Source organism: Corynebacterium sp. (assembly GCF_030532195.1).
Lineage (GTDB): Bacteria > Actinomycetota > Actinomycetes > Mycobacteriales > Mycobacteriaceae > Corynebacterium.
In genome coordinates, this window is sequence record NZ_JAUNLP010000014.1 from 1 (window position 1) to 25,619 (window position 25,619).

At 59.8% G+C, this 25,619-nt stretch carries 20 protein-coding genes and 1 tRNA gene; 11 read left to right on the forward strand and 10 right to left on the reverse strand.

Translation table 11 applies throughout. From position 1 onward, the window contains the following. Positions 1-99: 99 nt before the first annotated feature. The 3 genes from Q4E11_RS10235 to lpdA all read right to left on the reverse strand — a co-directional run bounded on the left by Q4E11_RS10235 (position 100) and on the right by lpdA (position 2,808). Entirely contained in the window at positions 100-567 is a 468-nt protein-coding gene (locus Q4E11_RS10235; RefSeq protein ID WP_303165537.1) for a hypothetical protein, read from the reverse strand. A 137-nt stretch (positions 568-704) separates the two neighbouring features. Beyond that, the gene (locus Q4E11_RS10650; protein WP_368410419.1) at positions 705-1,043 is read right to left on the reverse strand and encodes a DUF6767 domain-containing protein; all 339 of its coding nucleotides are present in this window, start codon (positions 1,041-1,043) and stop codon (positions 705-707) included. A gap of 349 nt (positions 1,044-1,392) precedes the next feature. Next, on the reverse strand, positions 1,393-2,808 hold the full coding sequence (gene lpdA, locus Q4E11_RS10240) for a dihydrolipoyl dehydrogenase (RefSeq protein WP_303165538.1): 1,416 nt from the start codon (positions 2,806-2,808) through the stop codon (positions 1,393-1,395). Positions 2,809-2,889: 81 nt separating this feature from the next. Here lpdA and Q4E11_RS10245 point away from each other — a divergent pair, with 81 nt between their 5' ends. The 7 genes from Q4E11_RS10245 to Q4E11_RS10275 all read left to right on the forward strand — a co-directional run bounded on the left by Q4E11_RS10245 (position 2,890) and on the right by Q4E11_RS10275 (position 10,895). Continuing rightward, positions 2,890-4,992 carry a prolyl oligopeptidase family protein gene (locus Q4E11_RS10245; RefSeq protein ID WP_303165539.1) on the forward strand — a complete coding sequence of 701 codons (2,103 nt, stop codon included), beginning with the start codon at positions 2,890-2,892 and terminating at the stop codon, positions 4,990-4,992. A 10-nt stretch (positions 4,993-5,002) separates the two neighbouring features. Continuing rightward, positions 5,003-6,463: a M1 family metallopeptidase gene (locus Q4E11_RS10250; protein ID WP_303165540.1), complete on the forward strand. Its 1,461-nt coding sequence runs from the start codon at positions 5,003-5,005 to the stop codon at positions 6,461-6,463. An 87-nt stretch (positions 6,464-6,550) separates the two neighbouring features. Next, positions 6,551-7,891 carry a lipopolysaccharide biosynthesis protein gene (locus Q4E11_RS10255; RefSeq protein ID WP_303165541.1) on the forward strand — a complete coding sequence of 447 codons (1,341 nt, stop codon included), beginning with the start codon at positions 6,551-6,553 and terminating at the stop codon, positions 7,889-7,891. Between the two features lie 8 nt (positions 7,892-7,899). Beyond that, a complete protein-coding gene (locus Q4E11_RS10260) occupies positions 7,900-8,724 on the forward strand; it encodes a glycosyltransferase (protein ID WP_303165542.1) in 825 nt (274 codons plus the stop codon). 11 nt (positions 8,725-8,735) lie between these two features. Continuing rightward, on the forward strand, positions 8,736-9,470 hold the full coding sequence (locus Q4E11_RS10265) for a glycosyltransferase family 2 protein (protein WP_303165543.1): 735 nt from the start codon (positions 8,736-8,738) through the stop codon (positions 9,468-9,470). Continuing rightward, complete coding sequence (locus tag Q4E11_RS10270) at positions 9,467-9,859, forward strand: DUF2304 domain-containing protein (protein ID WP_303165544.1); 393 nt, start codon at positions 9,467-9,469, stop codon at positions 9,857-9,859. Before Q4E11_RS10265 ends, Q4E11_RS10270 begins: the two co-directional genes overlap by 4 nt. A 28-nt stretch (positions 9,860-9,887) precedes the next feature. Next, positions 9,888-10,895, forward strand: coding sequence for a DsbA family protein (locus Q4E11_RS10275; protein ID WP_303165545.1), 1,008 nt, complete (start codon positions 9,888-9,890; stop codon positions 10,893-10,895). Positions 10,896-10,953: 58 nt separating this feature from the next. On the opposite strand, the gene Q4E11_RS10280 is transcribed toward Q4E11_RS10275, so the two are convergent. Next, entirely contained in the window at positions 10,954-11,955 is a 1,002-nt protein-coding gene (locus tag Q4E11_RS10280; protein ID WP_303165546.1) for an NAD-dependent epimerase/dehydratase family protein, read from the reverse strand. Positions 11,956-11,991: 36 nt separating this feature from the next. After that, complete coding sequence (locus tag Q4E11_RS10285) at positions 11,992-13,320, reverse strand: MFS transporter (RefSeq protein WP_303165547.1); 1,329 nt, start codon at positions 13,318-13,320, stop codon at positions 11,992-11,994. A gap of 732 nt (positions 13,321-14,052) precedes the next feature. Between Q4E11_RS10285 and Q4E11_RS10290 the strand changes: the two genes are divergently transcribed. Continuing rightward, positions 14,053-15,393, forward strand: a complete 1,341-nt coding sequence (locus Q4E11_RS10290) for an MFS transporter (protein ID WP_303165548.1) — start codon at positions 14,053-14,055, stop codon at positions 15,391-15,393. 134 nt (positions 15,394-15,527) lie between these two features. On the opposite strand, the gene Q4E11_RS10295 is transcribed toward Q4E11_RS10290, so the two are convergent. Further along, a complete protein-coding gene (locus Q4E11_RS10295; RefSeq protein WP_303165549.1) occupies positions 15,528-16,466 on the reverse strand; it encodes an N-acetylmuramoyl-L-alanine amidase in 939 nt (312 codons plus the stop codon). 109 nt (positions 16,467-16,575) lie between these two features. Between Q4E11_RS10295 and Q4E11_RS10300 the strand changes: the two genes are divergently transcribed. Continuing rightward, positions 16,576-16,713 (forward strand): hypothetical protein, encoded by a 138-nt coding sequence (locus tag Q4E11_RS10300; protein ID WP_303165550.1) that lies wholly within the window; start codon positions 16,576-16,578, stop codon positions 16,711-16,713. A 211-nt stretch (positions 16,714-16,924) separates the two neighbouring features. Here the strand turns inward: Q4E11_RS10300 and Q4E11_RS10305 are convergent. Together Q4E11_RS10305 and Q4E11_RS10310 are read right to left on the reverse strand one after the other, a co-directional pair. Beyond that, positions 16,925-16,997: transfer RNA gene (locus Q4E11_RS10305), tRNA-Thr, on the reverse strand. Positions 16,998-17,098: 101 nt separating this feature from the next. Further along, positions 17,099-18,454 carry a DNA polymerase III subunit delta' gene (locus tag Q4E11_RS10310; protein WP_303165551.1) on the reverse strand — a complete coding sequence of 452 codons (1,356 nt, stop codon included), beginning with the start codon at positions 18,452-18,454 and terminating at the stop codon, positions 17,099-17,101. A 133-nt stretch (positions 18,455-18,587) separates the two neighbouring features. Between Q4E11_RS10310 and Q4E11_RS10315 the strand changes: the two genes are divergently transcribed. Continuing rightward, positions 18,588-20,114 carry an adenylate/guanylate cyclase domain-containing protein gene (locus Q4E11_RS10315; RefSeq protein ID WP_303165552.1) on the forward strand — a complete coding sequence of 509 codons (1,527 nt, stop codon included), beginning with the start codon at positions 18,588-18,590 and terminating at the stop codon, positions 20,112-20,114. Between the two features lie 62 nt (positions 20,115-20,176). On the opposite strand, the gene Q4E11_RS10320 is transcribed toward Q4E11_RS10315, so the two are convergent. Beyond that, positions 20,177-20,368 carry a helix-turn-helix transcriptional regulator gene (locus Q4E11_RS10320; protein ID WP_303165555.1) on the reverse strand — a complete coding sequence of 64 codons (192 nt, stop codon included), beginning with the start codon at positions 20,366-20,368 and terminating at the stop codon, positions 20,177-20,179. 133 nt (positions 20,369-20,501) lie between these two features. On the opposite strand from Q4E11_RS10320, the gene Q4E11_RS10325 reads away from it, so the two are divergent. Beyond that, on the forward strand, positions 20,502-21,749 hold the full coding sequence (locus Q4E11_RS10325; RefSeq protein WP_303165553.1) for a DUF418 domain-containing protein: 1,248 nt from the start codon (positions 20,502-20,504) through the stop codon (positions 21,747-21,749). A 38-nt stretch (positions 21,750-21,787) separates the two neighbouring features. On the opposite strand, the gene topA is transcribed toward Q4E11_RS10325, so the two are convergent. Continuing rightward, entirely contained in the window at positions 21,788-24,769 is a 2,982-nt protein-coding gene (gene topA, locus Q4E11_RS10330; protein WP_303165554.1) for a type I DNA topoisomerase, read from the reverse strand. Between the last annotated feature and the right edge of the window lie 850 nt (positions 24,770-25,619).

The window sequence follows — 25,619 nt, forward strand, 5'->3', positions numbered from 1 at the left end:
CTTCACTACTTCTCCTGGTCGAAAAGTGGTGATGCATTCACCGCTAGAACCTACCACGGTCAGATTGCCATAGACCTAGGCACTCAGTAGTGGCTGGTTTCACTTGTTGCGCTTCTTATCGAGCAGCATCAGGGAAATACCAGTACCGAGCAGCCAGAAATCCTTGGCCAATGCGGTGCCATCCTGGGACGGACGAATCTTCGAGCCCTCGCGGATCATGCCCGGGATGCGGAAGTACATACCCAGCAGTCCGGCGCTAAATGCAGTCAGGGCTGCGCCTGCGACACGGTTCGGGATAAACGGAGTAACCAGGGCTGCGCCGACGCCGTATTCCGCAGCGGAAACCAGCTTGATGAAATCCTTCGGCTCAAACTTATCGGTGCCCGGCAGCACACTTGCCATGCCGTGAACGCCCTTGGCGGTCTCTTCATCAGCGCCGGCCTTATCAGTTGCGGTGCTCAAGAAAAACAGGCCCGGTGCCAGTCGTGCCGGATAAGCGGCCCAATCAATGCCGCCCTTCTTCTCTTCATTCTTCTTGCCGAAAATCTTGCTCAGTACCTTTGCCATGGTGGTGTTCCTTCCAGTTTTGCTAACTCTAAAAACTGTCGGAGCCGCTATTTTGGTTATTTTCCATTGCTTTGACCCCGACAAGTCTCACCATAACACCACATTGTTGATACATCAACCGTTTTTGTGGATTATTTTTACACTTCTCCATTTTGAGCTTGCGTGCGCGCTTCCCGCTCCGCACGCTCCTTAGCTCGCATACGGCGGTTCATATCGAGCATCCGCTCATGCAACTCCGGATCCCCCATCACTAAATCCACCAGCTGGCAATCATCGGGCCCGCTTGTCCCAGGCTGACATGCAGTACATGGCTCTCCATATCGAATCGGGCACTTCGGCTGGGGAACTCGCCGGGGCTTACGCCTGGCCGACTTCGCGCTAGATTGGACTTCCACCTCGCGCTCCACTGTCTTTTCAGGCCGCCGACCTGGCATTTCTTCCGGAACCATTGCCACCCCTTCGTCCACATCAGCCATATAACTTAAATTAGCATTTCACTTGCGTCTTTATCTAGGTGTTAGCAGCTCCCCCTCCCGCCCATGCAGCCATCTACCCCAAGCTTTTGCGCTCCTTTTGCCCCGCTCGCTCCCCACTCATGGCTCAATAATGACGTATGGCTCAGAAATGAACATATGGTCCTGTATACAGAGCCAAACGTTAGTCCTGAGCCATAAGTGGGGCGCTCCCATTCCAGTCCGGCTCCAGCCCCCTCCATCAAATAAAAAAGACCGGCCCCGCACCATAAACATGCGCGGAACCGGCCTTATCAGCACAGCCAGCCAAAGCCAACCAAGGCCCAAGGCACAAGGCCCAAAGCCAAACCTCTTACAGGTTGATCATCTTGCCCATTACGCCCTCGGCAGCTTCCTTCATTGCCTCGGACATGGTCGGGTGGATGTGGACGGTACGGCCGATTTCCTCGGTGGTCAGCTCGTACTTCTCAGCCAGAACCAGCTGCGGCATGAGCTCAGAGACATTAGCGCCAACCATGTGGCCGCCCAGCAGCTCACCGTACTCAGCATCCGCAATCAGCTTCACAAAGCCAACCGGCTCAGCCAGGCCCTGCGCCTTGCCGTTTGCAGAGAACGGGAAGGTGGAGACCTTAATCTCGCGGCCGTTCTCCTCAGCCCACTTCTTGGCCTGAGCCTCGGTCTTACCGAAGGAGCCAACCTGCGGGTTACAGAAGGTTGCTCGCGGCATCATGTTGTAGTCCGGAATGGTCTCGGTCTCATGACCAGCCATGTGCTCAGCCGCGATAACGCCCTGTGCCTCAGCGACGTGGGCCAGCTGCAGCTTCATGGTGACGTCACCGATGGCGTAGATGTTGTCGACGTTGGTACGCATGTACTCGTCAATGACAATCTCGCCGCGCTGCCCCAGCTCAACACCGGCCTTGTCCAGGCCAATGCCCTCAGTACGCGGCGCGAAGCCGATGGAGACCATAACGCGGTCGACGGTCAGAGTCTGCTCGTCGCCGCCGTCCTTAGCCTCAACCTTGACCTCTACCGAGTCACCATTGTCCACGATCGAGGTGGTCTTGTGACCGGTCATCAGCTTGACGCCCAGCTTCTTGTACTCCTTGGCAATAACCTTGGAGACATCTGCGTCTTCATTCGGCAGGACGTTATCCATGAACTCAACAATGGTGACGTCAACGCCGTAATTTGCCAGCACGTAGGCGAACTCCATACCAATGGCGCCTGCACCGACGATAACCATGGAGTCCGGCAGCTCGTCAGAAAGAATCTGCTCTTCGTAGGAGACGATGTTGCCGCCGACCTCAACACCCGGCAGGGAGCGAACGACAGAGCCGGTAGCAATGATGGCCTTGTCGAAGGTGATTTCCTTGCCCTTGTCATCGCCATCAGTAATAGCCATGGAGGTGGAGCTGGTGAATTCACCGAAACCGTTGATCTCGGTGATCTTGTTCTTCTTCATCAGGAAGTGAACGCCCTTGACAATGCCAGCGGACACCTTGCGCGAACGCGCGTGTGCGGCACCAAAGTCAAAGGAAACATCGCCGGAGATACCGAAGGTCTTGGCCTCATGGTTGAAGATGTGCGCCACCTCGGCGTTCTTCAACAGAGACTTGGATGGAATACAGCCAACATTGAGGCAGACACCGCCCCAGTATTGCTTTTCCACCACAGCAGTCTTCAGACCCAGCTGGGATGCGCGGATTGCTGCGACGTATCCGCCAGGACCGCCGCCGAGTACTACAAGATCAAAATGTTCAGCCACGTGCCCAAGTTTACGCACCGGACCGAATTACTTCACGCGAGGTACCCGCAAGTTACCCGGTTTTTGCCTACCGTGGTGGACATGGGCAACGATTTCTCCTTCCTGGCCACTGACCTCGTCCCCGATTGGTTGGACGATATCGAAGGCGCTCAGGCGCTGGCGTGGGCTCGTGCGCACTCGGATGCCACTGTCAAAAACATCGATTCGCTTGACGACGACCCCAGCGAGCGCACCGATTTAGAACACAAAATCCTGGCTGCACTCAATACCGATTCCCGGATCGCGTATCCGGTTCGTCGCGGCGATTACCTCTATAACTTCTGGCGGGATGCCGAGCACCCGCGGGGTCTGTGGCGACGCACCTCGCTGGATAGCTATCTGGCTGGCACGGAGGATTCTCGGGCAACCGAGTGGGAAACGGTCATCGACCTCGATGCGCTGGCTGCAGCTGAGGAGGAGAACTGGGTTTGGAAGGGCACGGTGTGCCGCTACCCGGACTTTGACCGCGCGTTGATTTTGCTCTCTCGCGGCGGCGCCGATGCCACCGTGGTGCGCGAGTTTGACCTCACTACCTGCTCTTTTGTCGACAAGGATGCCTTTTATCTGCCGGAGGCGAAGTCAGACGTCTGCTGGGTTGACCGCGATGAGATTTTGGTGGGTAGTGATTTTGGTGAGGGCTCGCTGACCGATTCGGGGTATCCGCGCCAGGTTCGCAGGTGGCGGCGCGGCATGCCGTCGCAAAGCGCGGACGTGATTTTCTCAGGCCATCAGGATGACGTGGCTGTCGGCGGGTGGTTTGATGCGACGGAGGGCTTCGAGCGGTTGTTCGTGGAGCGCGCGCATGATTTTTATAATTCGCAGCGATTTGTCTCGGCTGAGCGAATGGGCAAGCTGAAAAGCCAGCAGGGCGCGGAGTTCTCGCTGCAGATTCTGGAGGTGCCGCAGGATTGTCGCACGTCGGTGCATCGTCAGTGGCTGGTGCTGATGCCACGCACGGAGTTCAACGGGATTCCGGCTGGTGGTGTCGCGGTGGTGGAGCTGGATAAGTGGCTGGCGGGGTCTCGTGAGGTGGAGATTATTTTCACCCCCGACGCGCACACATCGTTCCAGCAGCTGGCGTGGACGAAGAATTATTTGGTGCTGACGCTGCTGGAGGATGTTGCGACGAAGCTGGTGGTGCTGAAGATTGGCTCGTGGGAGTCGGTTGAGGCGCTGACACAGTTGCCGACGCAGGCAACCGTCAGCGTGATTGATACGTCCTCCGATCGCGATGATGAGATTTGGCTGGTGGCGACATCGGCGCTCGAGCCGGCGACGCTCTGGTATGGGCAGGTCGATGGCGAGCTGACTGCAGTTCGCCGCGCTCCGGCGCTCTTTGACTCGGCCGGCATGGAGACCCGCCAGCACTGGGCCATTTCCGCCGATGGCACGCGCATTCCGTATCGCATCACAGGACGCTTCAAGGATTCCGATGGCGTGACGACGACCGCTCCCACCCTCGTCCATGCTTACGGTGGCTTCGAGGTGTCGCTGGTGCCGCAGTACTCCGCAATTCGAGGTCTGACCTGGCTGTCTCGTGGCGGATACTTTGTGGAGGCCAATCTTCGCGGCGGTGGCGAGTTCGGTCCGAAGTGGCATTCCTCGGTGGTGAAGACTGAGCGTATGCGGGTCTATGAGGATCATCAGGCAGTCCTGCGTGACCTAGTTGACCGCGGCTACTGCACACCCGACCAGCTGGGTGTCCGCGGTGGCTCCAATGGTGGCTTGCTCACCGCTGTGTGTCTGACACTCTATCCGGAGTTGGTGGGTGCAGTTGTCTCCCAGGTACCGCTGGCGGACATGATGCGCTACCACACACTGTCTGCGGGAGCCTCGTGGATGGCTGAGTATGGAGACCCGGATAATGCCTCCGAGCGGGCTGCGATTACGCAGTATTCGCCGGTCCAGCGCGTCGTCAAGCATGATCAGCGCGCCTACCCGCCAGCGCTGATTACCACGTCTACCAGGGATGATCGTGTGCATCCGGCGCATGCTAGAAGCCTTGCGTGGCTGCTGGCGGAAGCCGGCCAGCCGGTGGATTATTACGAAAACACCGAGGGCGGCCATGCCGGTGCGGCGGATAATTCGCAGGTGGCTTTTGTCGAGGCACTGATCTCTACCTGGCTTTGGCACAAGCTCAAGTAAGGTAACAGCCGTGAGTAGCGCTGATTTCACTAATCCTTATACCGGTATCGCGTTCAACCTGGGCTTCCGGGTGAACAAGTATGAGCTCGACCTGGATTATCGAGTGGGGCCGAATCGGCTGAAGGCAACGGCGACGGTGCACATTGAAATTAATACGTGGACCTCGCAGATTACGTTGGACTTCGCCGATGCGCTCGGTGTCGATTCCGTCGACGCCTACAGCGATTCGCAGGCGCACGATGTAGATGTGAAGCGCTGGCGCCATTCGGGACGCAAGCTGCGGATTACCTTTGACCGTGAGCTCGCACCAGATGAGACGATGCGGCTGGAGATTAAGTACTCGGGCTCGCCAAGTCCGGTGCGCTCGAAGTGGGGAGAAATTGGCTGGGAGGAGCTGGAAAACGGCTCGCTAGTCGCCTCGCAGCCGGTCGGTGCGGCGTCCTGGTACCCCTGCGATGATGACCCCGAGGTCAAGGCGTTCTATGAGCTGACCATGGTTACGGACGCGCCGTACGAGGTGGTCGCCCCTGGGCGTGCCGACGCTGCTGTCAACGTGGGCGGATCGCGTCGCAGGTGGCATTTTGTGACCGAGGAGCCGATGGCGTCCTACCTGGCCACGGTCAATGTTGGGCAGTTTAAGAAGATTGAGCTGCCGTGTGCCACATCCAAGGTGGTCGCCTGGGTGCCATCGCACTTGGTGGCCAATGCTCGCCATGACTTCCGCGATCAGGGGCGCATGCTCGATGAGTTCGCCAAGCTCTTTGGCCCCTACCCGTTCCGCGAGTACCAGGTGGTCATCTGCGAAGACGAGCTGGAGATTCCGATTGAGGCGCAGGGCCTGTCCATCTTCGGCGCCAACCACGCCGATGGCAAAGACACTTGGAACCGCCTGATTGCCCATGAGCTGTCGCACCAGTGGTTTGGCAACAGCGTCGGCATTTCACAGTGGCGCGATATCTGGCTCAACGAGGGCTTTGCCTGCTATGCCGAGTGGCTGTGGTCCGAGGTCAGCGGTGGTGCAGCCGCGGATGTCCACGCCCGCAAGCACTACCTGGATCTGATGGACGAGGACCAGGACATCATCATTGCCAATCCGGGCCCGAAGCTGATGTTCGATGACCGCCTGTACAAGCGCGGGGCGCTCACCGTCCACGCTCTGCGCCTTCTGCTTGGCGACGATGTCTTCTTCGACCTGGTCCGCGAGTGGACCACCTCCAACCGCCACAGTGTGGTGGATGCGGTGGACTTCCGCGCGCTGGCCAATCGCTTCTGCCGTGAGCGCGGTATTACCACTTCTCACCTGGATGTCATCTTTGACAAGTGGTTGAACCGCCGTGAGCTGCCGCCATTCCCCACCGACCCGACGCGCTCCGCGGCCGATCAGAGTGTCGATGACAAAGGTGCGCCGATTGTGGACAAGATTTTGTCTGCTCTGTTCGACAAGCTCGGGTACACCAAGGCGAAGAACTAGCAGGTCACGCCCCGGCGCGTTCACGGCGCGTTCACGGCTCGTTCACGGCGCGTGGCGGCGGCAACAGAAAGGCGACAGACGAGACACATGTCCGGTTTTAAATGGCTCTCGTTGGCAACGATTGTTGCCGCAGTGGGCAGCTTCGCGGTGCTGATTATTTCGGCCCGCGCACTCCCCAACGCCGTCAACTTGCAGTTCGTTGCCTATTGGGGTCTCTTCTTTGCACTCACCGGAGTCCTCGGCGGACTGATGCAGGAGACCACGCGCTCCATCGGCGCTGCCAGGGAAGCGGCAACTGCCACGGCCAGCACCGACGCCGCCGATCCAGACCTCCTCGGCGCTCGCCCGATTGTGGTGTCGCTCGGTGTCGCAGTGGTGATTTTCATCATCATGGCAATCACCGGCCCGCTGTGGGCTCCGCTGGTCGTGCGCGAAAACGCTGCGTCCGCGGTGCTTCTCATGTCCATTGGCCTGGCCTTTTATTCCATGCAAGCCACCGTCTCCGGCCTGCTCAGCGGCCACCGCATGTGGGGCCCATACGCGGCGCTGATCATGATTGACATCCTCGTCCGCGTCGGCCTGGCACTGGTTGCCTGGTACTTGCACTGGGGGCTTACCGCATGGCTCATCATCACCGTCTTCGGCACCGTTAGCTGGCTCATTCTCGCCGCGGTGTCCCCTGCTACTCGCTCGGTGCTGTTCTCGCGTGCCGACGTCCCCGTGCGCCGCTTCATCCCGCTGATGGCCACCGCGATGGGCGCGGCAGGCGCCTCGGCCATCCTGGTCACAGGGTTTCCCACCCTGGTCAAAATCGCCGGTGAAGCCGTGACCGCAGGCTCGGGTGTGGCCGATACCCTGACTCCGCCACACGCGGGCAACTTCACCGCTGCCGTGACCATTGCCGGTATCGCCTATGCCGTCACCCTGACGCGCGCTCCCCTGCTAATGCCACTGGAGAAGTTTCAAAACGCCATCATCGTGCACTTTGTCCGACACCGCTCGGAGGGCGTGCTCACAGCGTTGGCCAAGCCACTCGGTGGCCTGGTGGCCTTCGGCACATTCGGCGCTGCACTGGCATGGCTCATCGGCCCGTGGATTATGACGCTAATCCTCGATGAGAGTTACTTCGTCCCAGGTCCCGTCCTAGCGGCACTCACGCTCGGTGCCACACTGACTGCAGTGCTGATGATTACCGGTTCGGTTGCCCTCGCGGTGGAACAGCACCGCATGTATCTGCTCGGGTGGCTGGCGGCCACTACCATTGCGGCGGCCATTTTGTTTGTGCCGGGGCATCTGTCAACGCGCACAGCAGCCGCAATCGCCGTAGGCTCTGCGGTGGGTGTTGTCATTCATCTCATTGCGCTGCGACAACTCCCGCCACGGGAAACTGAAGCGGCAGCACCGGAAGTTAAAAACGTACGAGGCTAAATACATCTATGTCCACCACCATTGACCAGCTGACGGTCCTCATGACCGTCTATCATCGCGTGGCTCCGAGTCAGCTCGATGCCGCACTGCAATCCCTGTGGGATCAGACTCGGCCAGCGGCCAAAGTCGTGCTCGTCATCGATGGCCCGATTGGGCATGACCTCGAGGAGACCGTCGTCAAGCATGAACGAGCGCACGCCGAACTGACTGTCCTCCGGCTTCCGGAGAACCGCGGTTCGGGCGTTGCGTCCCAGGCTGGGCTTGAGCTGGTGGACACGGCGTGGCTGGCGCGGCTGGATGCGGACGATATTGCGCGGGAAGACCGCTTTGAGATGCAGTGGGAGGCGTTGGAGGCCGATCCGCAGCTGGATGTGCTCGGCAGTGCGCTGGCGGAGTTTGAGGGTTCGCCAAACAATATTGTGCGAGTGCGCAGGCTGCCGGAGGAGCACGCGGACATTGTGGCGTATACAAAGATGAATTCGCCGGTGAATAACCCCTCGGCAATGCTGCGGACGGCGAAGGTCCGCGAGGTCGGCGGTTACCGCGACATTCGGCTGATGGAGGACTACGACCTCTATGTGCGTCTGGTCGCGGCTGGCGCGAAGTTTGCCAATCTGTCGGAGCCGCTAGTGTTTTTCCGCGCTGACGGCATGTTTGACCGTCGCACATCGCAGAATATTTTTTCCGCTGAGCTGCAGATTCAGCGCACGCTGCGGGAGGTCGGCCTGATTACGTGGCCGCGGGCGGTATTCAACCTGATTGCGCGGACCGCGTTTCGGCTTTTGCCGACTCAGCTCATGTCCCACGCGTACCGACGGCTATTCGTGCGGTAGGCTCATCGGCGATGACTGACACTGTGGATTTCTCGGACGAGGAAAACTCCAACCTGGATTTTTCCGACACCTGGCTGATCGTGCCCTGCTACAACGAGGGCCAGGTCATTCGTGGTGTCCTGGAAAATGCGCGCAAGACGTTTCCCAATATTGTTGCGGTCAATGACGGCTCTGCGGATAACTCCAGTGCGGAGATTCACTTGGCCGGCGCGCATTTGGTCAACCACCCCGTCAATCTCGGCCAGGGCGCGGCCATTCAAACCGGCGTGGAGTACGCCCGCGCGCAGCCCGGTGCACAGTACTTTGTCACCTTCGACGCCGATGGCCAGCACCAGGTCAAGGATGTAGTCGCCATGGTGCAGCGTCTTCGCACCGAGCCCGTTGACATCATTGTGGGCACACGCTTTGGTCGCCCTCGCACAGAGGATGACCAGGTGCCACTGATCAAGCGCATTGTGTTGAAGACCGTGGTGCTGTTGTCACCGCGCACACGCCGCCTTGGGCTCACGGACGCTCATAACGGCCTGCGCGCCTTTAACCGGACAGTGGCTGAGCAGCTTAATCTGCGCATGAACGGCATGAGCCACGCCTCCGAGTTCGTGGAGGTCATGGACCGCCAGGGCTGGCGTGTTTCTGAACAACCGGTGGATATTCTCTACACGGAATACTCCATGTCCAAGGGTCAGTCCCTGTTCAACGGTGTCAATATCCTTGCCGACTCCCTGATTTCAAAGAGGCTGCCATGACCGCATCCATCGTTCAAATTCTCCTGCTGCTGGCGATGGTGGCGCTGGTGGTGTACTTCGTCAGCAACCGTCGTAAAGCGCGCGCCAAAGCTGGTGTGAAGATCGGATTCGTCGTTTTCGTCGCCGTGTGTCTGTGGGCAATCGTGCGTCCCGACGATCTGACCGTGGTGGCCAACTGGGTTGGCGTGACCCGCGGCACGGACCTGCTGCTCTACATGTTGGTGCTGGCGTTCGTCTTTACCACTGTGTCGTCCTACATTCGCTTCCGTGAGCAGGAGCTTCGCTACGCGCGGCTCGCCCGCGCGGTGGCGCTGAAGACGGCAGTGCGCCCAGATGAGGACTTTGGCGCGCCTGCGGATGCAGCAACGCCGAACCCTGCCCAGGACTAGTACCTCGATCTGTGGTTCCATAGGAACCATGAGCGAAGAAGAAAACATCGATAACCCAGCTGCGGACAAAAGCAAGCAAACGCAGGCTGACTCTCCTGAACAGGCCACGCAGGATGCACAGGCCACGCAGGATGCGACTGCGGAAGGCAAGCTCCCCTCGGATGAACAGCCGAGTGAAGAGGACCTGGAATCCTGGAGCTCCGGCAGTGATGCGACTACCAAGTCGTGGTATGCAATCCCCACCGCTGCCTGGGCAATCGTCATTCTCGCACTGATTCTTGTGGCGGCGGCGGGCTACTTCGTCGGTAAGAACAACTCCAGCGTTGGCGATGAAGATGGCGTAAACATGGCCAACGTTGCGGCAGGTACGGCCAAGACCACACCGGTTCCGGATGAAAACGGCAACTTCAAGGCTGACATCTACGGCCCGCAGGCGGGCGCAAAGCTGGAAAAGCCGGAGGACATTGTCAAGGTCCACCGCCGCGATGAAAATGACCCATTTGCGCTCGGCGCTGCGGATGCACCGGTGGTCATTACGATTTTCTCTGACTTCGAGTGCCCGTTCTGCGCGAAGTTCGCCAATGAAACCGAGCCATTCTTGATTGACAAGTACGTCAACAAGGGCCTGGTTCGCCTGGAGTGGAATGACTTCGCCATCAACGGTGACAAGGCCGTGAAGGACGCTGAAGCAGGTCGTGCTGCTGCAGCTCAGGGCAAGTTCTGGGAATTCGCCCGCATCCTGTTTAAGAAGTCCGAGGAAAAGGGCACCGGCCACCCGGAGTTCACTGAGAAGGAACTCATCGAGGCCGCTCGTGATGCCGGCGTTGAAGACATGAAGCGCTTCGAGTCCGAGCTAAAGGACGGCAAGTGGAAGGAGCCGGTCACCAAGGCTTACGAGTACGGCAGCTCCATGGGCATGAACGCCACTCCGATGTTCGTTGTCGGCTCCAAGATTGTCTCCGGCGCACAGCCCTTGAGCGCCTTTGAGGACAACATTGAGCTGGAGCTCATGCACATCAAGCGCGCTAATAACTAGCCGCTTGACTTCAAAACCCGCGGCTAGCTGCCCTAACAGCCGCTAGCGCTAACAGCCGCTAGCCCTGGTTTCGGAAATACTCCACGGTGCGGGCAACTCCCTCGGCAATCTCCACCGAGGGAGTCCAGCCGAGCACCTCACGCGCCCGCGCAGGATCTAACGCAGAGCGCGCCACATCGCCTGTACGTGCCGGAGCGAACTCCGGATTATCCTTTGCACCTGCGGCTTTGGCCACCAGCGAGTGGAGCTCACGGTCTGAGGTCTCCACACCGGTGCCGATATTAAAACGCATCCCGCCCCCGACATGGCCGGCAGCGCGGAAGAATGCATCGACAACGTCGTCGACAAAGACATAATCGCGGGTATTGCCACCATCGCCGAACACCTTTGTCGGCTCCCCGGCCAGCAGTCGCTGCGAAAAGATTGCCACTACCCCGGCCTCACCATGCGGATCCTGCCGCGGACCATAGACATTGGCCGGCGCGATATGCGAGCACTCAAGCCCGTAGAGGTTGCGGAACATATTGAGATACAGCTCGCCGGTCGCCTTTGATGCCGCATAGGGGCTCTGCGGGTTCACCGGCACATCCTCAGACACCGGCAGCTGCTCCGGCGTGCCGTAGATGGCCCCACCTGACGAGGTAAACACAATCTTGCGCACCCCACACTTCCGGGCGGCATCTGCAAGCTTGATCGTGCCGATAATATTCAGCGTCGCATCCCGCACTGGATCGGCCACGGAAATACGCACGTCAATTTGAGCAGCGAGATGGAAAATAACATCCGGGCGGACGCGGCCTAACAGCTCATCCCAATCCACCGCCAGCACATCGGCGGTGACGAACTCGAAGTCGTCGTTAAGCGATGCGCCCTGCAGATTGGCGAGCTTGCCGTGGGAGAGATCGTCAATCGCCGTGACCGCGTACCCTTCCGCCAACAGCCGATCGACCAGCGTCGAACCAATAAATCCCGCGCCGCCAGTCACCAGTGCGCGGGGTTTCGCGCTTGACGACGGCGTGGTCGTCGCGGTGGCCGATGGCTCATTGTCCTGCTTTCCCATAGAAAAAACTATAGGCGATTGGCATCAAAAGCCGTTCTATTTCTGTGTTTCCTGCTCGCCCGGCTGCGGCAGCCCCACCCTAGAGTTGAGGAAAATGACCAGGCCCATGAGGATGGCGATGACCATGCCACCGCCCAACATGACTGGGTAGGTCATCCAGGAGATGGACTCGGAAAGCTTGGTGAGAATGGCCGGGAATGCGAAGCCGACGTAGGTCAGGCAGTAGAAGATACCGGTCAGCCCTGCCAGGTCGCGCGGGCCTGCGATGCGCTGGACCTCATTGAGGCCGGTGAACATAGACAGACCGTAGCCAGCGCCGAGGACCAGCGCTGCGATAAATGCCGTGACCGCTGTTGGGTTCGACGACATCCAGGCGGCCAGGCCCATGCCGATAACAACAATGCCCATGGCGATCAGCGAGCCGCGGGCATTGTGGTCAGTGACGAAGCTCGGGCCAATCTGCTGGATGGCAAAGCCACACAGCAGGGCGAATAGTGTGACCATTGCGGAGTAGAACACCGGCTTGCTGACGTAGTCCTGCAATAGAGAAGGAATAATTGCGTACGCCACACCGGCGGCACCGAAGACCCACGGGGCGCCCATCGCTGCTACCAGCAGGAAGCGGCGATTGGTCACCGACGGAGTACGCAGGGACTGCCACAGTGTTTCCTGCGGTGCGCCCTTGAGATGCGGCGACTGACGGGTTTCCGCCACGGTCATAAGCCCGAAGATGGTCGGGATTGTAATGAGAATGTGGAGGATGTACGCCAGCTGTCCCGGAAGTGGCGCAAACTGAGCGAGTGTGCCGGCCACACCGGCGCCGAGGCCGAAGCCGAGCGTTAGCGCCATGGACTGGCGCTTTGCGCCCGAGGTGGGCTTGGCAGTTGGGTCAAAGCGGGTGTCGGACAGCTCCTTGACCCACGAGCCACCGACGGCCATCACAATGCCGACCGACAGGCCCGAGATGAAACGCCCGGTGAGAATCAGCGGTGCGGTGGTCTCACCGAGAGCAATGAGTGTCGAGCCCACGATGGAGAGAATCGGCGCGGTCAGCATGACGGGCTTTCGGCCGATGCGGTCCGAGATAGGGCCGGAAATCAGCAACGCAGGTGCAATGCCGAGCGCATAGACCAGAAGTAGGACATCAATGAATACTGGTGCCAGGTCAGCGTTTTCGCGGTACATCACCATTAGCGGTGTGAATTCGTTGCCGCCCCATGCGACGGCAAATACTGCGATTGCCGAGAGGAACCACATTGGCATGCCACGCTTCGCTTTGCCTTCGGCGGCAGCGGCAGCAGCGTTGCTGTGGTTGTTGTGATTTCCCTCGCTATCAAACTCTTGTGTTCCGGGGACTGAAGCCATGCCGATTACTTTACGACCGAGTTTTGGCCAAGTGACCCGAATTCAGGAAAAACCGCTGACGAGACAACGCTGACTGCCCCCGCTGCTGGACTTGGCCCGACTGCTGCAAAGTGCCCCTAGAACCTGGGGCCTACACCCCCGTGTCGGGGTGAAAATTTCGTACCCCCAATTTTTCGCCCCATCCGGGGGTGTAAATCATTCCGACGCTACATCGTTATTTGTCCGTTACTTTGTCCGCTTCTTCCGTAACTTGAGTCACATTAGTTTCAATATTGACGTTTTCATATCTATAACCCTTGCAAAATTGGGGGTAGCCAACTGGTCGAAAAACACAGAAATGCCCAATATCAGGCAATTTTGCCGCGCGGGGAGGAGACCGCGGGATCCGCGAGGTTTTCGGGCCGTCGTAAAGCACTTCACCCCTCCCCCACCCCCGCGGACGTATTTTTCAAACAGCAGAAAATCCGAAACGGACAATTCCAGAGGGGGAATACGGACATTTACCGCCCTTCACTACCCCCGTTGCGTACTTTCCGGTTGTTAGAATCCCGCTGCCTACGCTGGTCACTACCCGCGCCACTGTGCAAAAATTCGACACCGTTACACATTCTGTCGTTTCCCCCATACGTCGGCTGAGAAATTCCTGGGCGCGATGACCAATCGCTACCTCGGTGTCGTGACCGCGACTGTAATCAGCTGAGCGGGTGGGTATGTGAAGAAAGCTTTTCATTTATGACCACGTCGATCATCGCGACTGATCCCAAGCAGCGCCGGCAGGTGCTCACGGGAACTCTTGTCGGTACCACCATTGAGTTTTACGACTTCCTGATTTACGCGCAGGCTGCCGCCATCGTGCTGGCACCGCACTTTATCGAGCCGGCTGCTCAGTCGAACCCACAGCTGTCTCAGGTTCTCGCCTGGGCCACCCTGGGTATTTCCTTCCTATTCCGCCCGCTCGGCGCTGTTCTGGCTGGCCACATCGGTGACCGCTACGGCCGCAAGATGATTCTGGTCTTCACCCTGATTGGTATGGGTGCGGCTACTTTCTGCATCGGCTTGCTGCCGACTTATGAGAGCATCGGCGTCGCCGCGCCGATCCTGCTAGTTCTGCTCCGCGTCTTCCAGGGCATTGCCGCTGGTGGCGAATGGGGTGGCGCTGCACTTATGTCCGTTGAATACGCCCCGAAGGAAAAGCGCGGTCTCTACGGCGCATTCCCGCAGGCTGGTGTTCCGCTGGGTCTGACCCTGGCTACCGGCACCATGCTGGTTGTTATGGCCATTGTCGGTGAGGAAGCCTATATGGAGTGGGGCTGGCGCGTTCCGTTCCTGCTGTCCTTCATCTTGGTTCTGATTGGTTACCTGATCCGCCGCACTGTCGATGAGTCCCCGGTGTTCCAGGCTATGCAGGCTGAGGCCGCAGAGCGCTCTGCCCCACTGCCGGAGCTCTTCCGCAACCACTGGGGCAAGGTCATCCAGGGTGCCCTGATCTTCGCTGCGCAGCAGGCTACTGGTTACCTAGTTATCGCCTTCTTCGGCGCTTATGCTCAGAAGACCCTGGGCTACTCCGCGACGGTCGCCTGGACCGGAACGCTTGTCGCAGGTATCTGCTGGACGACTTTCATGTTCATCGCTGGCGCATGGTCCGACCGCATCGGCCGCGCTAAGACCTTCATCATCGGCTACGCCCTGATTATCGTCTGGGAGATTGTCATGTGGACTCTCCTGGAGCAGGGACCGTTCCTCTACGTCATGACTGTCGCGGTCCTGACCCTGCCGCTGGCTCTGACCTTCGGTCCGCAGCCGGCAATGTACTCCGAGATGTTCCCGGCCGAGATCCGCTACTCCGGCGCCTCCATCGCCTACGCCATCGGCGCAGTCCTCGGTGGTGCATTCGCTCCGATGATCGCGCAGATGATTATGGACGCCACCGGCAACGCCTTCTACATCTCCGTGTACCTGATCATCATGACCGTCCCGGCCCTGATCGCTCTGTTCATGCTCCCGAAGGGCCTGGAGGACCGCGATCTGATCGAGCACCCGGAAGCCTCTCCGAAGGTTAAGGCTCGCGTCTAAGCTTTCTTCTTCTTTAAAACCGCCGTCGCTTAAGCATTTCGCTTGACGACGGCGGTTTGCGTATGTCCCCGAAATTGGACACAAAAATGACCGCAGGGAGTGGAACCCTGCGGCCGTCGTAAAGCGTGTTTGCGTTAGTGCGCCACGAACTGTTCCAGACCTGCGACGATGGCCTCAGCCATGCGGCGCCGATCGGTATCCGAGGTCAGCAGCGCGAGGTCGGCGCTATCGCGCATGTTGCCAAACTCGACGAGAGCTTTGGGGCGCGTCGACAGGTTCAGGCCCGTCAGATCCGCGCGGGGGTTCAGACCGTCGGCGCCGAGGTAATTCGAGGGCGCAAAACCGGCGCTGACCATCGCGTCACGGAGACTCTGTGCCAGCGCGGTGGAGCCTTCCGCGTCATTGTTCGGCAGCGGCTGCGAGATTGCCGAGACATGGAAGCCGCGGTTGCCCTCGCCCGCGCCATCGGCGTGGAGGCTGACCACTGCATCCGCGTTCGACTGATTCTCCTTCTCCGCACGGGCATCGATGCAGTCGGCGCGACCGGTGTCATCGGCGCGGCTGAGCAGGACATTTGCGCCGCGCTCCTCCAGAAGCTGCTTGATGTCCTGAGCAATCAGCCAGTTGAACTGATGCTCCGGGAAGCCGTCATTGGAGGACGTGCCCGAGGTGTTGCACGGCTTCTGACCGCCGCGGCCATCGGTGACCATCAGGTCCGCCGGTGGCGGGGTGCCGGCGTGGCCTGGGTCGAGGTAGATGATCTTGCCTGCCAGCGAGCCCTGGACTGGATTGTCGCGGCCGACTGCGTTGGCTGCGTTTGCTTCCGGGGCCTGGGCTGCGTTGTTAGGTGCCTCCCCTGGCGTCGGGTTCGGCATAGCCTGCTCGTTGCTCATTGGCATTTCCTCGTTGACCTGGGCGGATTGCGTTTCCTCCAGCTGTGGCTGGCCGTTTTGCAGAGCCTGCCCATCCTTATCGATGGTGCAGCCCGCCAGCCCCAACGGTAAAGCCGCTGCGGTTGCGAGCGCGACCGCCATCGCCGAGGTGCGGAATTTTACTGTTTTCCTGAGTCCCACGTGACCTACCACTTTTCCTGACCGGTTCGGGTTTTCATTTTTTGGGGCCGACATCTGAGCTGCTGGCGCATGGCGACATTCGCCGATTTGGTATTTACCGTATCGCTGAATGGCGCTGAAGGCGACCAATTTTGTCCCACTAGCCCCATTTGTCTCACCCGTTACAGCGGTCGTTGCGGAGGTCGTGATGGCTCCCACTGTGGCGGTCGTTGTGGCGGTCGTTGTGGTGGCCTACCAACCGAGTTAGTGACTAGGTTTATGGCAAATATTTGCCAATTTTCGTGCTTCATCTGCCATAAACCTAGTCACTAACTGTCGGTGGTTCGCCTTACTTTCCACAAAATACTTCTAGGAATTGCTGGAGACCGCTACGGTCTACTGCGCCCTGCCAAATACTGCCGATTACTAATGAAAAACAAAAAACGGGATCCCTTTTTAAGGATCCCGTTTCAAAACCGAGCCGCCTGCGAGAATCGAACTCGCGACCTTCTCATTACGAGTGAGACGCTCTACCGACTGAGCTAAGGCGGCACGCACATCGCGCTGGGCTTTCAAGCAAGCAGAAATAGCCCTGCACAAAATGTACAAGCCGTAATACTACTGCACTGCCCCCGCGCCCACCAAAATGGCCCTTATCGACGCCCAACTTGGCCCGCTATTTGCAGGTTTGCCATCAGCTGGTCCATGAGAACTCCGGGTTTCACGGCAGTGGTCAGCATTTCGCGAACCTCGGTGATTGCATCGATGGACTCCAAAATCGCCTCCGGCCCCAGTCGGCGAGCTAACTCGGCCGCAGTGCGGCGACGATCTGGATTAATAAGGCGCACCGAAGCTCCCGAAGCGCCAGCCCCACCCGGGTCGACAGCGCCCGAAGCCCCAGCATCCTGCTCCGCACCGAAGGCCAACACCAATGCATCACGGTAGAGCCCCATAACGTCGGTCAGTGACAGATCAATCAGGTCCGACTCCGCACGCCTGCGGCGACGCTTCTGGTTATCCTCCAGCTCTTTAATCACGCCCTTGGAGCCGCGCAGCGCGGCCTGCGCGCCCTTGCCGGACGCGCCCACACCCAGCGAGCGCTCCAATTTCTCCAGCTCAGCGACCTCCAGCGGCTCCATCCGGCGCTTGACCTCACCGGCAACTTCATTAGCCAAGTTGCGCGCCACAAGGTACGACCGCGCCGGATCAAACACGGCCTCCACAAAGTCCAGCGCCTTGCCGCGCCAATCCCGCGACCCCGCGTCGGAGACAAAGCCACGCGCACGACCAATGTGCCCATTCGATACCGTCGCGGCCCATACCGCCTGCTCTTCGGTGAGTTCTGGCCGTTCGGCCCGCAAGAGGTTCACGACATCGTCGATATGCGGCGTTGGCACGTACACATGACGACACCGCGACCGAAGCGTGACCGAGAAGTCCTCCGCGTTCGTCGTCGGCGCACACATGATGATCACGGTGCGCAGCGGCGGTTCCTCGACCACCTTCAGCAGCGCGTTCGACGCGGATTCATTGAGACGATCAGCGTCTTCGATGATCAGCACGCGGCAATCCGCCGTCGTTGGCATCTTGTACGCCCACGGCCGCAGCTCATCACGCACCGTCGCCACTGAAATAATCGTGCCCTCCGGCCGCACAATCTTGATATCGCCATGCGTGCCGGCCAGCGCCGTACGACAGCCCTCGCACTCCCCGCAGCCCGGATTATCATGCCGCGTGCACAGCAGCGCCGCCGCGAACGCCGTCGCCGTCACCGACCGCCCCGACCCCGCCGGCCCTGTAAACAGCCAGGCGTGCGTCATGTCGGAGTCCCGCGGCACCTCGCTTAACGACGTCCCGGAGACCTCACCCTCCGGTGCCGTCGGCCGCTCATCCCCTGCCAACGGCAGCCCTTGCGCGAAGCGGTAGTGCGCAGCGCGCGCGGCCGCCTGCAGTCGGCTACGAACCCCACCTGTTTCAGGCATCCGAGAAAAAACGCTGCGCTCTGTCATGGCCATAACTCTAGCGCGACCCACGGATTGGCTTTGAGCATTCATGTCTTCGCGGGCGTTCCAGCGCGCTGTACCCACCCCACTGCTGATAACCGCTCCCATCCAATCCGGCGTAGCCACTAAGGTAGTAGTCATGCAAAGGCTCTGGCGAAATCTGAAATGGCTGAGCGGGACAATGTGGCCTGCTTATGCCTCCTTTGTATTCCTTTGTAACCTCTTCGGCGCCATGATTGTCGGCCTGTTCCTGGGCATGCTGTTGCCGTTGAATCAGGCAGCTCACATTCCGCGTCTGCCCAACGCTGTCATTTACGGCTTGGCTGCGTATTTGGTGCTCGCGATTGTGGCGGGAATCGGCACGACGTGGGTGTTGTTTAAGCCGCTTTTGAAGTGGCAGCGCCATCCGGAGCACCATGATCCGCGGCGTGTGCGGTATCTGGTCATGCGTGTGCCCATCTACCAGGCACTTTTGGGCATGGTGATCTGGGCGATTGGTGTCGTCATTTTCAGCGTCATCGCATTTGCGTATGACTCGAAAATGGGAATGATGGTGCTGATTTCCTCGGTCCTCGGCGGGGCCATGGTCGCGCTGCTGACGTATTTGATTGCAGAGCGTATGGTGCGCCCGGTCGCGGTGGAAGCGCTGGCACGCAGGGCTCCGGATTCTTCGCTGGAGCCACCGATTGGTCACCGTCTTCGCCAGACCTGGGTATTGACCAGCGGTGTGCCAATTGTTGCGATTCTGCTGGTGTTGCTGGGACAGCGTCGCGGTCTGTTCACTGATGATGCCGCAGACCTCCTGCCCACCATTACCGCACTTGCCATCTTGGCGCTGGTCACGGGGTATTTCGGCACCACGCTGGCCAGTATGTCCATCGTGGACCCTATCCGCGATCTCACTGGCGCGATCAATAAGGTCCGCCAGGGTCAGGTGGAAACGCGTGTGCCGATTTACGACGGCTCGGAGATGGGTGTCCTCCAGGCTGGTTTCAATGAAATGATGCGTGGCCTACAGGAGCGCCAGCGGGTGCGTGACCTCTTTGGCCGCTATGTCGGTTCTGAGGTGGCTCGTAAGGCGCTGGAGGAAAAGCCGACGCTCGGCGGGGAGAATCGCCTGGTTGCCGTGCTGTTTGTGGATGTCATTGGGTCGACCAACTTCGCGGAGAAGAACTCTCCGGAAGTCGTGGTCAAGGAGCTCAATGCGTTTTTCGACCACGTCGTCGATTGCGTCCACCGCAACAAGGGCATTATCAACAAGTTCCAAGGTGACGCCGCACTGGCTGTCTTCGGCGCTCCCCTTCCGCTCGATGACACCGCAGGCCACGCTCTCGCCGCGGCCCGCGAACTGCGCGAGGAGCTGCGTGACCTCCAGCTCTCCGCTGGCATCGGTGTCTCTGCAGGTCACGTCGTTGCCGGTCACATCGGCGCGCGCGATCGTTTTGAGTACACGGTGATTGGTGACGCCGTCAATCAGGCCGCCCGCCTCACCGAGCTGGCCAAGGATACCCCGGGCCGCGTGCTCGCCACTGCCTCGACAATTCGCCTGGCTAATGAGGACGAACAGGCTCGCTGGACCACGCTGAAGTCCGTGGAACTGCGCGGCCGCACGCACATGACGCAGCTGGCGCGCCCGGTGCGCCCCACGCTTGCCGACGAAGCCTAGTGGCCTAGGTGGCCCCGAGCCCCGAGCCCTGCTGCACTCCGCCTGCGCTGCCGACCCCACCTCTACTCCACCGAGAACAAATCCCCCGGCTGGCAGTCCAAGGCTTGGCACAATGCGGTAAGTGTGGAAAATCGCACGGCCTTGGCACGGTTATTTTTCAGCACCGACAGGTTGACCGGAATGACCCCAACCTGCTCAGACAGCGCCGCGAGCGTCATGCCGCGGCGTTCGAGAAGCTCATCCAAGTGGCATATGACCTCCACAACCCGCACGCCACAATAAATTCCACTCGCAATCGCCCAGCGGCTGCGAGCTACCCCACGTTGCCTTTACGTTGGAGGAATGACTGACAACCGACCTAGTCCTAGCGCCAGCGCTAGACCCCGCATGCTTGTCCCCGACGCGGCCAGAGGCTTCGCGCTCCTCGGCATCGCCATCGCGAACATTGCCACGGCCTGGTTAGTCGCCAGTCCCGAGCTACCCGGCGCCTTCTTCGGCGGTGTGGTAGATGACAGCATGGCCGACAAAATCACCATCCTGTTCACCTCCGTGACCGCGCACAACCGCGGCCTCCCGATGTTCGCAACGCTGCTCGGCTTCGGTGTCGGGCTCATCGCCCGCAGCCTGGCCAGACGGAACTTTCCACTGTCTCGCGCGCGGGTGGTCGTCGTAAAGCGTTATGCGTACCTGGGGCTTTTCGGCGTCGCGCACATGCTGCTGTTGTTCTTCGGCGACATCATGTTTTTGTACGGTGTCTGCGGCATCATCATCGGCCTGATGCTGGGGCTGAGCAACAAGGTACTGACCGTCATCGCGTGGATTGCGCTGACCATCAACGCACTGCTCAGCTTGCTGTTTTTCGCACTAGCGATGTTTGCGTCCGAAGCCGAATTCGGCGCCGACGAGCTAATTGAATTTGTCTCAGAAAGCACAGACGCGGCCAGTTACCCCGCGATGGTCGTGGACAACCTCGACGCGTTGGTCACGAACCTGACCACGCTGCCGCTGCAGATGTTCTCGTACTTGCCGGTGATGTTGATTGGCTTTGTGTGGGCGCGCAAGGGCGTGCTTGACGACGTCGACGCGCACCGCCCCACCCTCATTCGGTGGCTTGTTGCGGCGCTGATCATCGCCTTTGGCGTCGGCATCCCGCTGGGGCTGTCGTCGATTGGTGTGCTGCCCGCCGGTAAGTTCCCGGCCTACATGGTTGTCAACAGCTTTGCCGGAGCGTTCACCGGCCCCGGTATTTTGGCGGGTCTAGCGCTGATACTGCAGCCGCTGCAGCGCAAACTCAATGAGGGAGCGACGATGCCCGGTTGGATTGTGCCGATTGTGGCCCTGGGCAAGCGGTCGATGAGTGGCTACCTGATGCAGTCGATTATTTTCCTGCTGCTGGTATACCCGTTCACGCTGGACATTCCACGCGATATGGGCGCGTTTATTCAGACCCTAATTGCCGTCGGAGTCTGGTTGGTGACTGTGCTGCTCGCGTTGGTTCTGGAGCGCCGCGATATGCAGGGGCCATTTGAAAAGGTGCATCGCCGACTCGCGTATGGGCCGACGATGCGTACGGAGGTCACCGGGCTGGGAGGCCCAAAGCAGGCTTCGCACAAGGCAGAAGCGCTGCAGGGCTAGCTAAGGCTAACGGCGCCTACTCGCGCTTACTGCGGCGCCTACTTCTTGTTGTGCGTCGCCTTCACCACGCGCTTGGTGGTGCGCTTGACCGCCTTCTTGGCGGTCTTTTTTGCTGCTTTCTTCGTGGTCTTCTTGGCGGCCTTCTTCGTCGACTTCTTCGTCGTGCGCTTGGAGGCCTTCTTGGTGCCGCCAGCGGCTTCCTTGGCACGACGCTCGGACAGCAGCTCGCAGGCACGGGCATCGGTCAGCGTCTCCGGGGTGTCGCCCTTACGCAGCGAGGCATTGGTGATGCCGTCAGTAACGTACGGACCGAAACGGCCATCCTTGACAGACATCGGACGACCGGAGACGTCATTGTCACCCAGCTGCTTCAGCGGCGGCTTGGCAGCCGCGCGACCGCGGCGCTTGGGCTCGGCGTAGATGCGGCGAGCTTCATCCAAGGTGATAGTGAAGATCTGCTCTTCGTTGGCCAGCGAACGGGAGTCCGAGCCTTTCTTCAGGTACGGGCCGTAGCGACCGTTCTGAGCAGTAATGACCTCACCATCAGTCGGGTCCACACCGACCTCGCGCGGCAGGCTCATCAGTTTCAGCGCCTCTTCCAGCGTGACGGTGGCTGGCTCCATGGAGGAAAACAGCGAAGCCGTCTTCGGCTTCAGCGTTTCCTCGATGATCTCCGCAGTGCGCTTTTCCTTCTGCTTGGCAGCGGTCTTGGTCTCCCAGTTCTTCTTCCGCTTGCCCTCGGCAGCGCGCTGGGCGTCCTCCTCGGCGCGCTCAGCTGCGATAATCTCCTCGGCCTTGGCCTCGACGCCCTCGCGCTCCTCATCGGTGACAAGCTCGGTGACGTACGGGCCATAGCGACCATCGCGGGCCACCACCATACGGCCATTGGCCGGGTTCACACCCAGCTCACGGCCACCCTGCGGCATGGCCAGCAGCTTCTCAGCAGCCGCCAGATCCAACTCATCCGGAGTCATGGCCTCCGGGATGTTGGCACGCTGCACCTCGTCGGCACCGTTTTCACCGGCGCCGACACGGGTGCGCTCCAGGTACGGCCCATAGCGGCCGACGCGCACGTAGATGGGGTTGCCGTCTTCATCGTTGAACAGGAACAGCGAGTTGACCTTACGAGCATCAATCGACTCCAAATTCACGTCAATGATGTTCTTCAGGCCACCGTGGGTCGCAATGGCATCGGCACCCTTGTGACGGTGATCCTTGTCATCGCCAAAGTAGAAGCCGGTCAGCCAGATGGTGCGGTCCTTGTTACCGGCCGCGATGTCATCGAGCTCGTCTTCCAGCTCCGAGGTGAAGTCGTAGTTGACCAGGTCAGCGAAAGCTTCCTCCATTAGCCCCACCACGGCAAAGGCCACCCATGAGGGCACCAGGGCATTGCCGCGGGAGTAGACATAGCCGCGATCCTGAATGGTCTTGATAATCGACGCGTACGTCGACGGACGACCAATTCCCAGGTCCTCCATCTTCTTGACCAAGCTGGCTTCCGTGTAGCGAGCCGGCGGGTTGGTCGAGTGGCTGTCGGCACTGAAGTCCGTGGCCGTCAGGCCCTGGCCCTCCACCAACTGCGGCAAGCGCTTCTCCGCGTTGTCCGCGACCTTGCGTCCGTCGGCAAGCGAAGAGACCTCCACGTATGCCTTGAGGAAGCCCGCGAAGCGGATAGTGCGGCCGGTGGCGGCGAATTCGACCGAGTGCGCGTCGGTGGCACCGGCGATGGTGACCTTCATGGAGGTACCGCGGGCGTCGGCCATCTGGGACGCGACGGTGCGCTGCCAAATCAGCTCGTAGAGCTTGAATTCCTCGGCATCCAGCGACCCCGCCAGCTGCCCCGGCGTTGCGAACGTCTCGCCCGCCGGGCGAATTGCCTCGTGCGCCTCCTGCGAGTTCTTCACCTTGCGCGAGTACTGACGCGGCGCATCGGCGACGTACTCCGAGCCGTAGAGCTCAATCGCCTGCTTGCGCGCGGCGTTGATACCGGCTTTGGACAGCGTGGTGGAGTCCGTACGCATGTAGGTAATGTGACCGTTTTCGTACAGGCGCTGCGCCACGCGCATCGTGCGCTCAGAGGTAAAGTGCAGCTTTCGGCCCGCCTCCTGCTGCAGCGTAGAGGTCATAAACGGCGGGTACGGGCGGCGCGTGTACGGCTTTTCCTCGACCGACGCGACGGTCAGCTCAGAGCCGGCGAGGTCCGCCGCCAGGGTCTCAGCCAACTGCTTATCGACGACACGGATGCCATCCGACTTCTTCAGCTGGCCGCGGTCATTGAAATCGCGGCCCTGTGCCACTCGATCACCATCGACGCTGGTGAGAGTAGCAACAAACTCGCTCGGCTGATTGACATCAGCGGCCTTCGAGCCGGTGTCCAGCGTTGCGGCGACATCCCAGTACTCAGCGGAAATGAACGCCATGCGCTCGCGTTCGCGCTCAACAATGACACGCGTTGCCACCGACTGCACACGGCCTGCCGACAGGCGCGGCATGACCTTCTTCCACAGCACCGGCGAGACCTCGTAACCGTAGAGACGGTCGAGGATACGGCGACCTTCCTGCGCGTCCACCAGGTTCTGGTCCAGCTCACGGGTATTGGCGGCGGCTTCCAGGATGGCCTGCTTGGTGATTTCATGGAACACCATGCGGCGCACCGGCACCTGCGGTTTTAGAACCTCCAGCAAGTGCCAGGCAATGGCCTCGCCCTCACGGTCGGGGTCAGTTGCGAGGTAGAGCTCGTCGACCTGCTTGAGCTTGGCTTTTAAGTCAGCGACTTTCTTCTTCTTGTCAGCACTGACGACATACAGCGGCTTAAAACCATTGTCGACGTTCACGCCCAGCCGAGCCCACGGCTCCTTCTTGTAGCGGGCAGGGACATCCGCGGCACCACGGGGCAAATCGCGAATGTGACCAACCGATGCTTCCACGATGTAGTCATCGCCGAGATACGGCTGAATCTTGCGAGCTTTCGTCGCCGACTCGACAATTACGAGGCGTTTGAGGCCGTCTGAATTCGCCATACGAGTTTTTCTATCCTGCAACTTCGACTTGTTTGACTTCGACTGTTTCAACCATTCGACCATCTGACTCAGTCGCTCTGCGGACCTTGTGGATCTTGTGGTCTGAATCTTTAGGTTTTAAGTTCTAGGTTTACTTAATTTCCGGTAACCGCGCTTTTAACGTCTCCCCAAAAGAGCATTCCGAACGATTATCGGAAGAATATAAGGAATACCGTACACATAATCTAGTTAGTCGCGCGGATTCACAAAATATTGGGTGGGTTTTGGGTGTGTCGCGTTGACTGTGGTTGAGCTGTTGTTAGGCCGTGCTTGGTTGCGGCTCGGTTGCGGGCGATCCGTGCTCGGTTGCGGGCGATCCGTGCTCGGTTGCGGGCGAAATTAACGGTTAACGCCATTAAAGCGGGGGTTGTTGCCCTAAGGTCTCGATTTGTGTGCCCTTTCCGGAGCTAAGGGCGAATCTGACCTGGGAGTTTCTAATCTGAAACCCACACAAATCGAGACCTTAGGTAAAAATGGGCCTGATTTGGGGTGATAAGTGTGAATTTCAGGTCTCGCGAGGCCGGGTTTGCTGGATTTTTGGAGCTCTCCGGTGCTGGTAGAGAGCTGACGGGGTACGAACGGAGCACTCACGGCGCGCAAGCTGGCCACGGCGGATCAAAAACAACGGTTAACGCCATTAAAGCAGGGCTAAATGACCTAGACTCGCATGTTTGATGGTTTGGATTCACTAAAAGCCCAGGTCACGGCCGTCGTAAAGCGTGACAACAGCACCAAACATGCGAGCCTGCGTCAATTTACCCGTTACCTTGTGAGTGTCCCTGATAATGGGGATAGTCGCTGGTCCCGGTAT

Coding starts and splice junctions, on each gene's coding strand:
- Q4E11_RS10235 (WP_303165537.1), bottom strand. CDS start 567: ATGGCAAAGGTACTGAGCAAGATTTTCGGCAAGAAGAATGAAGAGAAG.
- Q4E11_RS10650 (WP_368410419.1), bottom strand. CDS start 1,043: ATGGCTGATGTGGACGAAGGGGTGGCAATGGTTCCGGAAGAAATGCCA.
- Q4E11_RS10245 (WP_303165539.1), top strand. CDS start 2,890: ATGGGCAACGATTTCTCCTTCCTGGCCACTGACCTCGTCCCCGATTGG.
- Q4E11_RS10255 (WP_303165541.1), top strand. CDS start 6,551: ATGTCCGGTTTTAAATGGCTCTCGTTGGCAACGATTGTTGCCGCAGTG.
- Q4E11_RS10260 (WP_303165542.1), top strand. CDS start 7,900: ATGTCCACCACCATTGACCAGCTGACGGTCCTCATGACCGTCTATCAT.
- Q4E11_RS10265 (WP_303165543.1), top strand. CDS start 8,736: ATGACTGACACTGTGGATTTCTCGGACGAGGAAAACTCCAACCTGGAT.
- Q4E11_RS10270 (WP_303165544.1), top strand. CDS start 9,467: ATGACCGCATCCATCGTTCAAATTCTCCTGCTGCTGGCGATGGTGGCG.
- Q4E11_RS10275 (WP_303165545.1), top strand. CDS start 9,888: ATGAGCGAAGAAGAAAACATCGATAACCCAGCTGCGGACAAAAGCAAG.
- Q4E11_RS10280 (WP_303165546.1), bottom strand. CDS start 11,955: ATGGGAAAGCAGGACAATGAGCCATCGGCCACCGCGACGACCACGCCG.
- Q4E11_RS10285 (WP_303165547.1), bottom strand. CDS start 13,320: ATGGCTTCAGTCCCCGGAACACAAGAGTTTGATAGCGAGGGAAATCAC.
- Q4E11_RS10290 (WP_303165548.1), top strand. CDS start 14,053: ATGACCACGTCGATCATCGCGACTGATCCCAAGCAGCGCCGGCAGGTG.
- Q4E11_RS10300 (WP_303165550.1), top strand. CDS start 16,576: ATGGCGCTGAAGGCGACCAATTTTGTCCCACTAGCCCCATTTGTCTCA.
- Q4E11_RS10310 (WP_303165551.1), bottom strand. CDS start 18,454: ATGACAGAGCGCAGCGTTTTTTCTCGGATGCCTGAAACAGGTGGGGTT.
- Q4E11_RS10315 (WP_303165552.1), top strand. CDS start 18,588: ATGCAAAGGCTCTGGCGAAATCTGAAATGGCTGAGCGGGACAATGTGG.
- Q4E11_RS10325 (WP_303165553.1), top strand. CDS start 20,502: ATGCTTGTCCCCGACGCGGCCAGAGGCTTCGCGCTCCTCGGCATCGCC.
- topA (WP_303165554.1), bottom strand. CDS start 24,769: ATGGCGAATTCAGACGGCCTCAAACGCCTCGTAATTGTCGAGTCGGCG.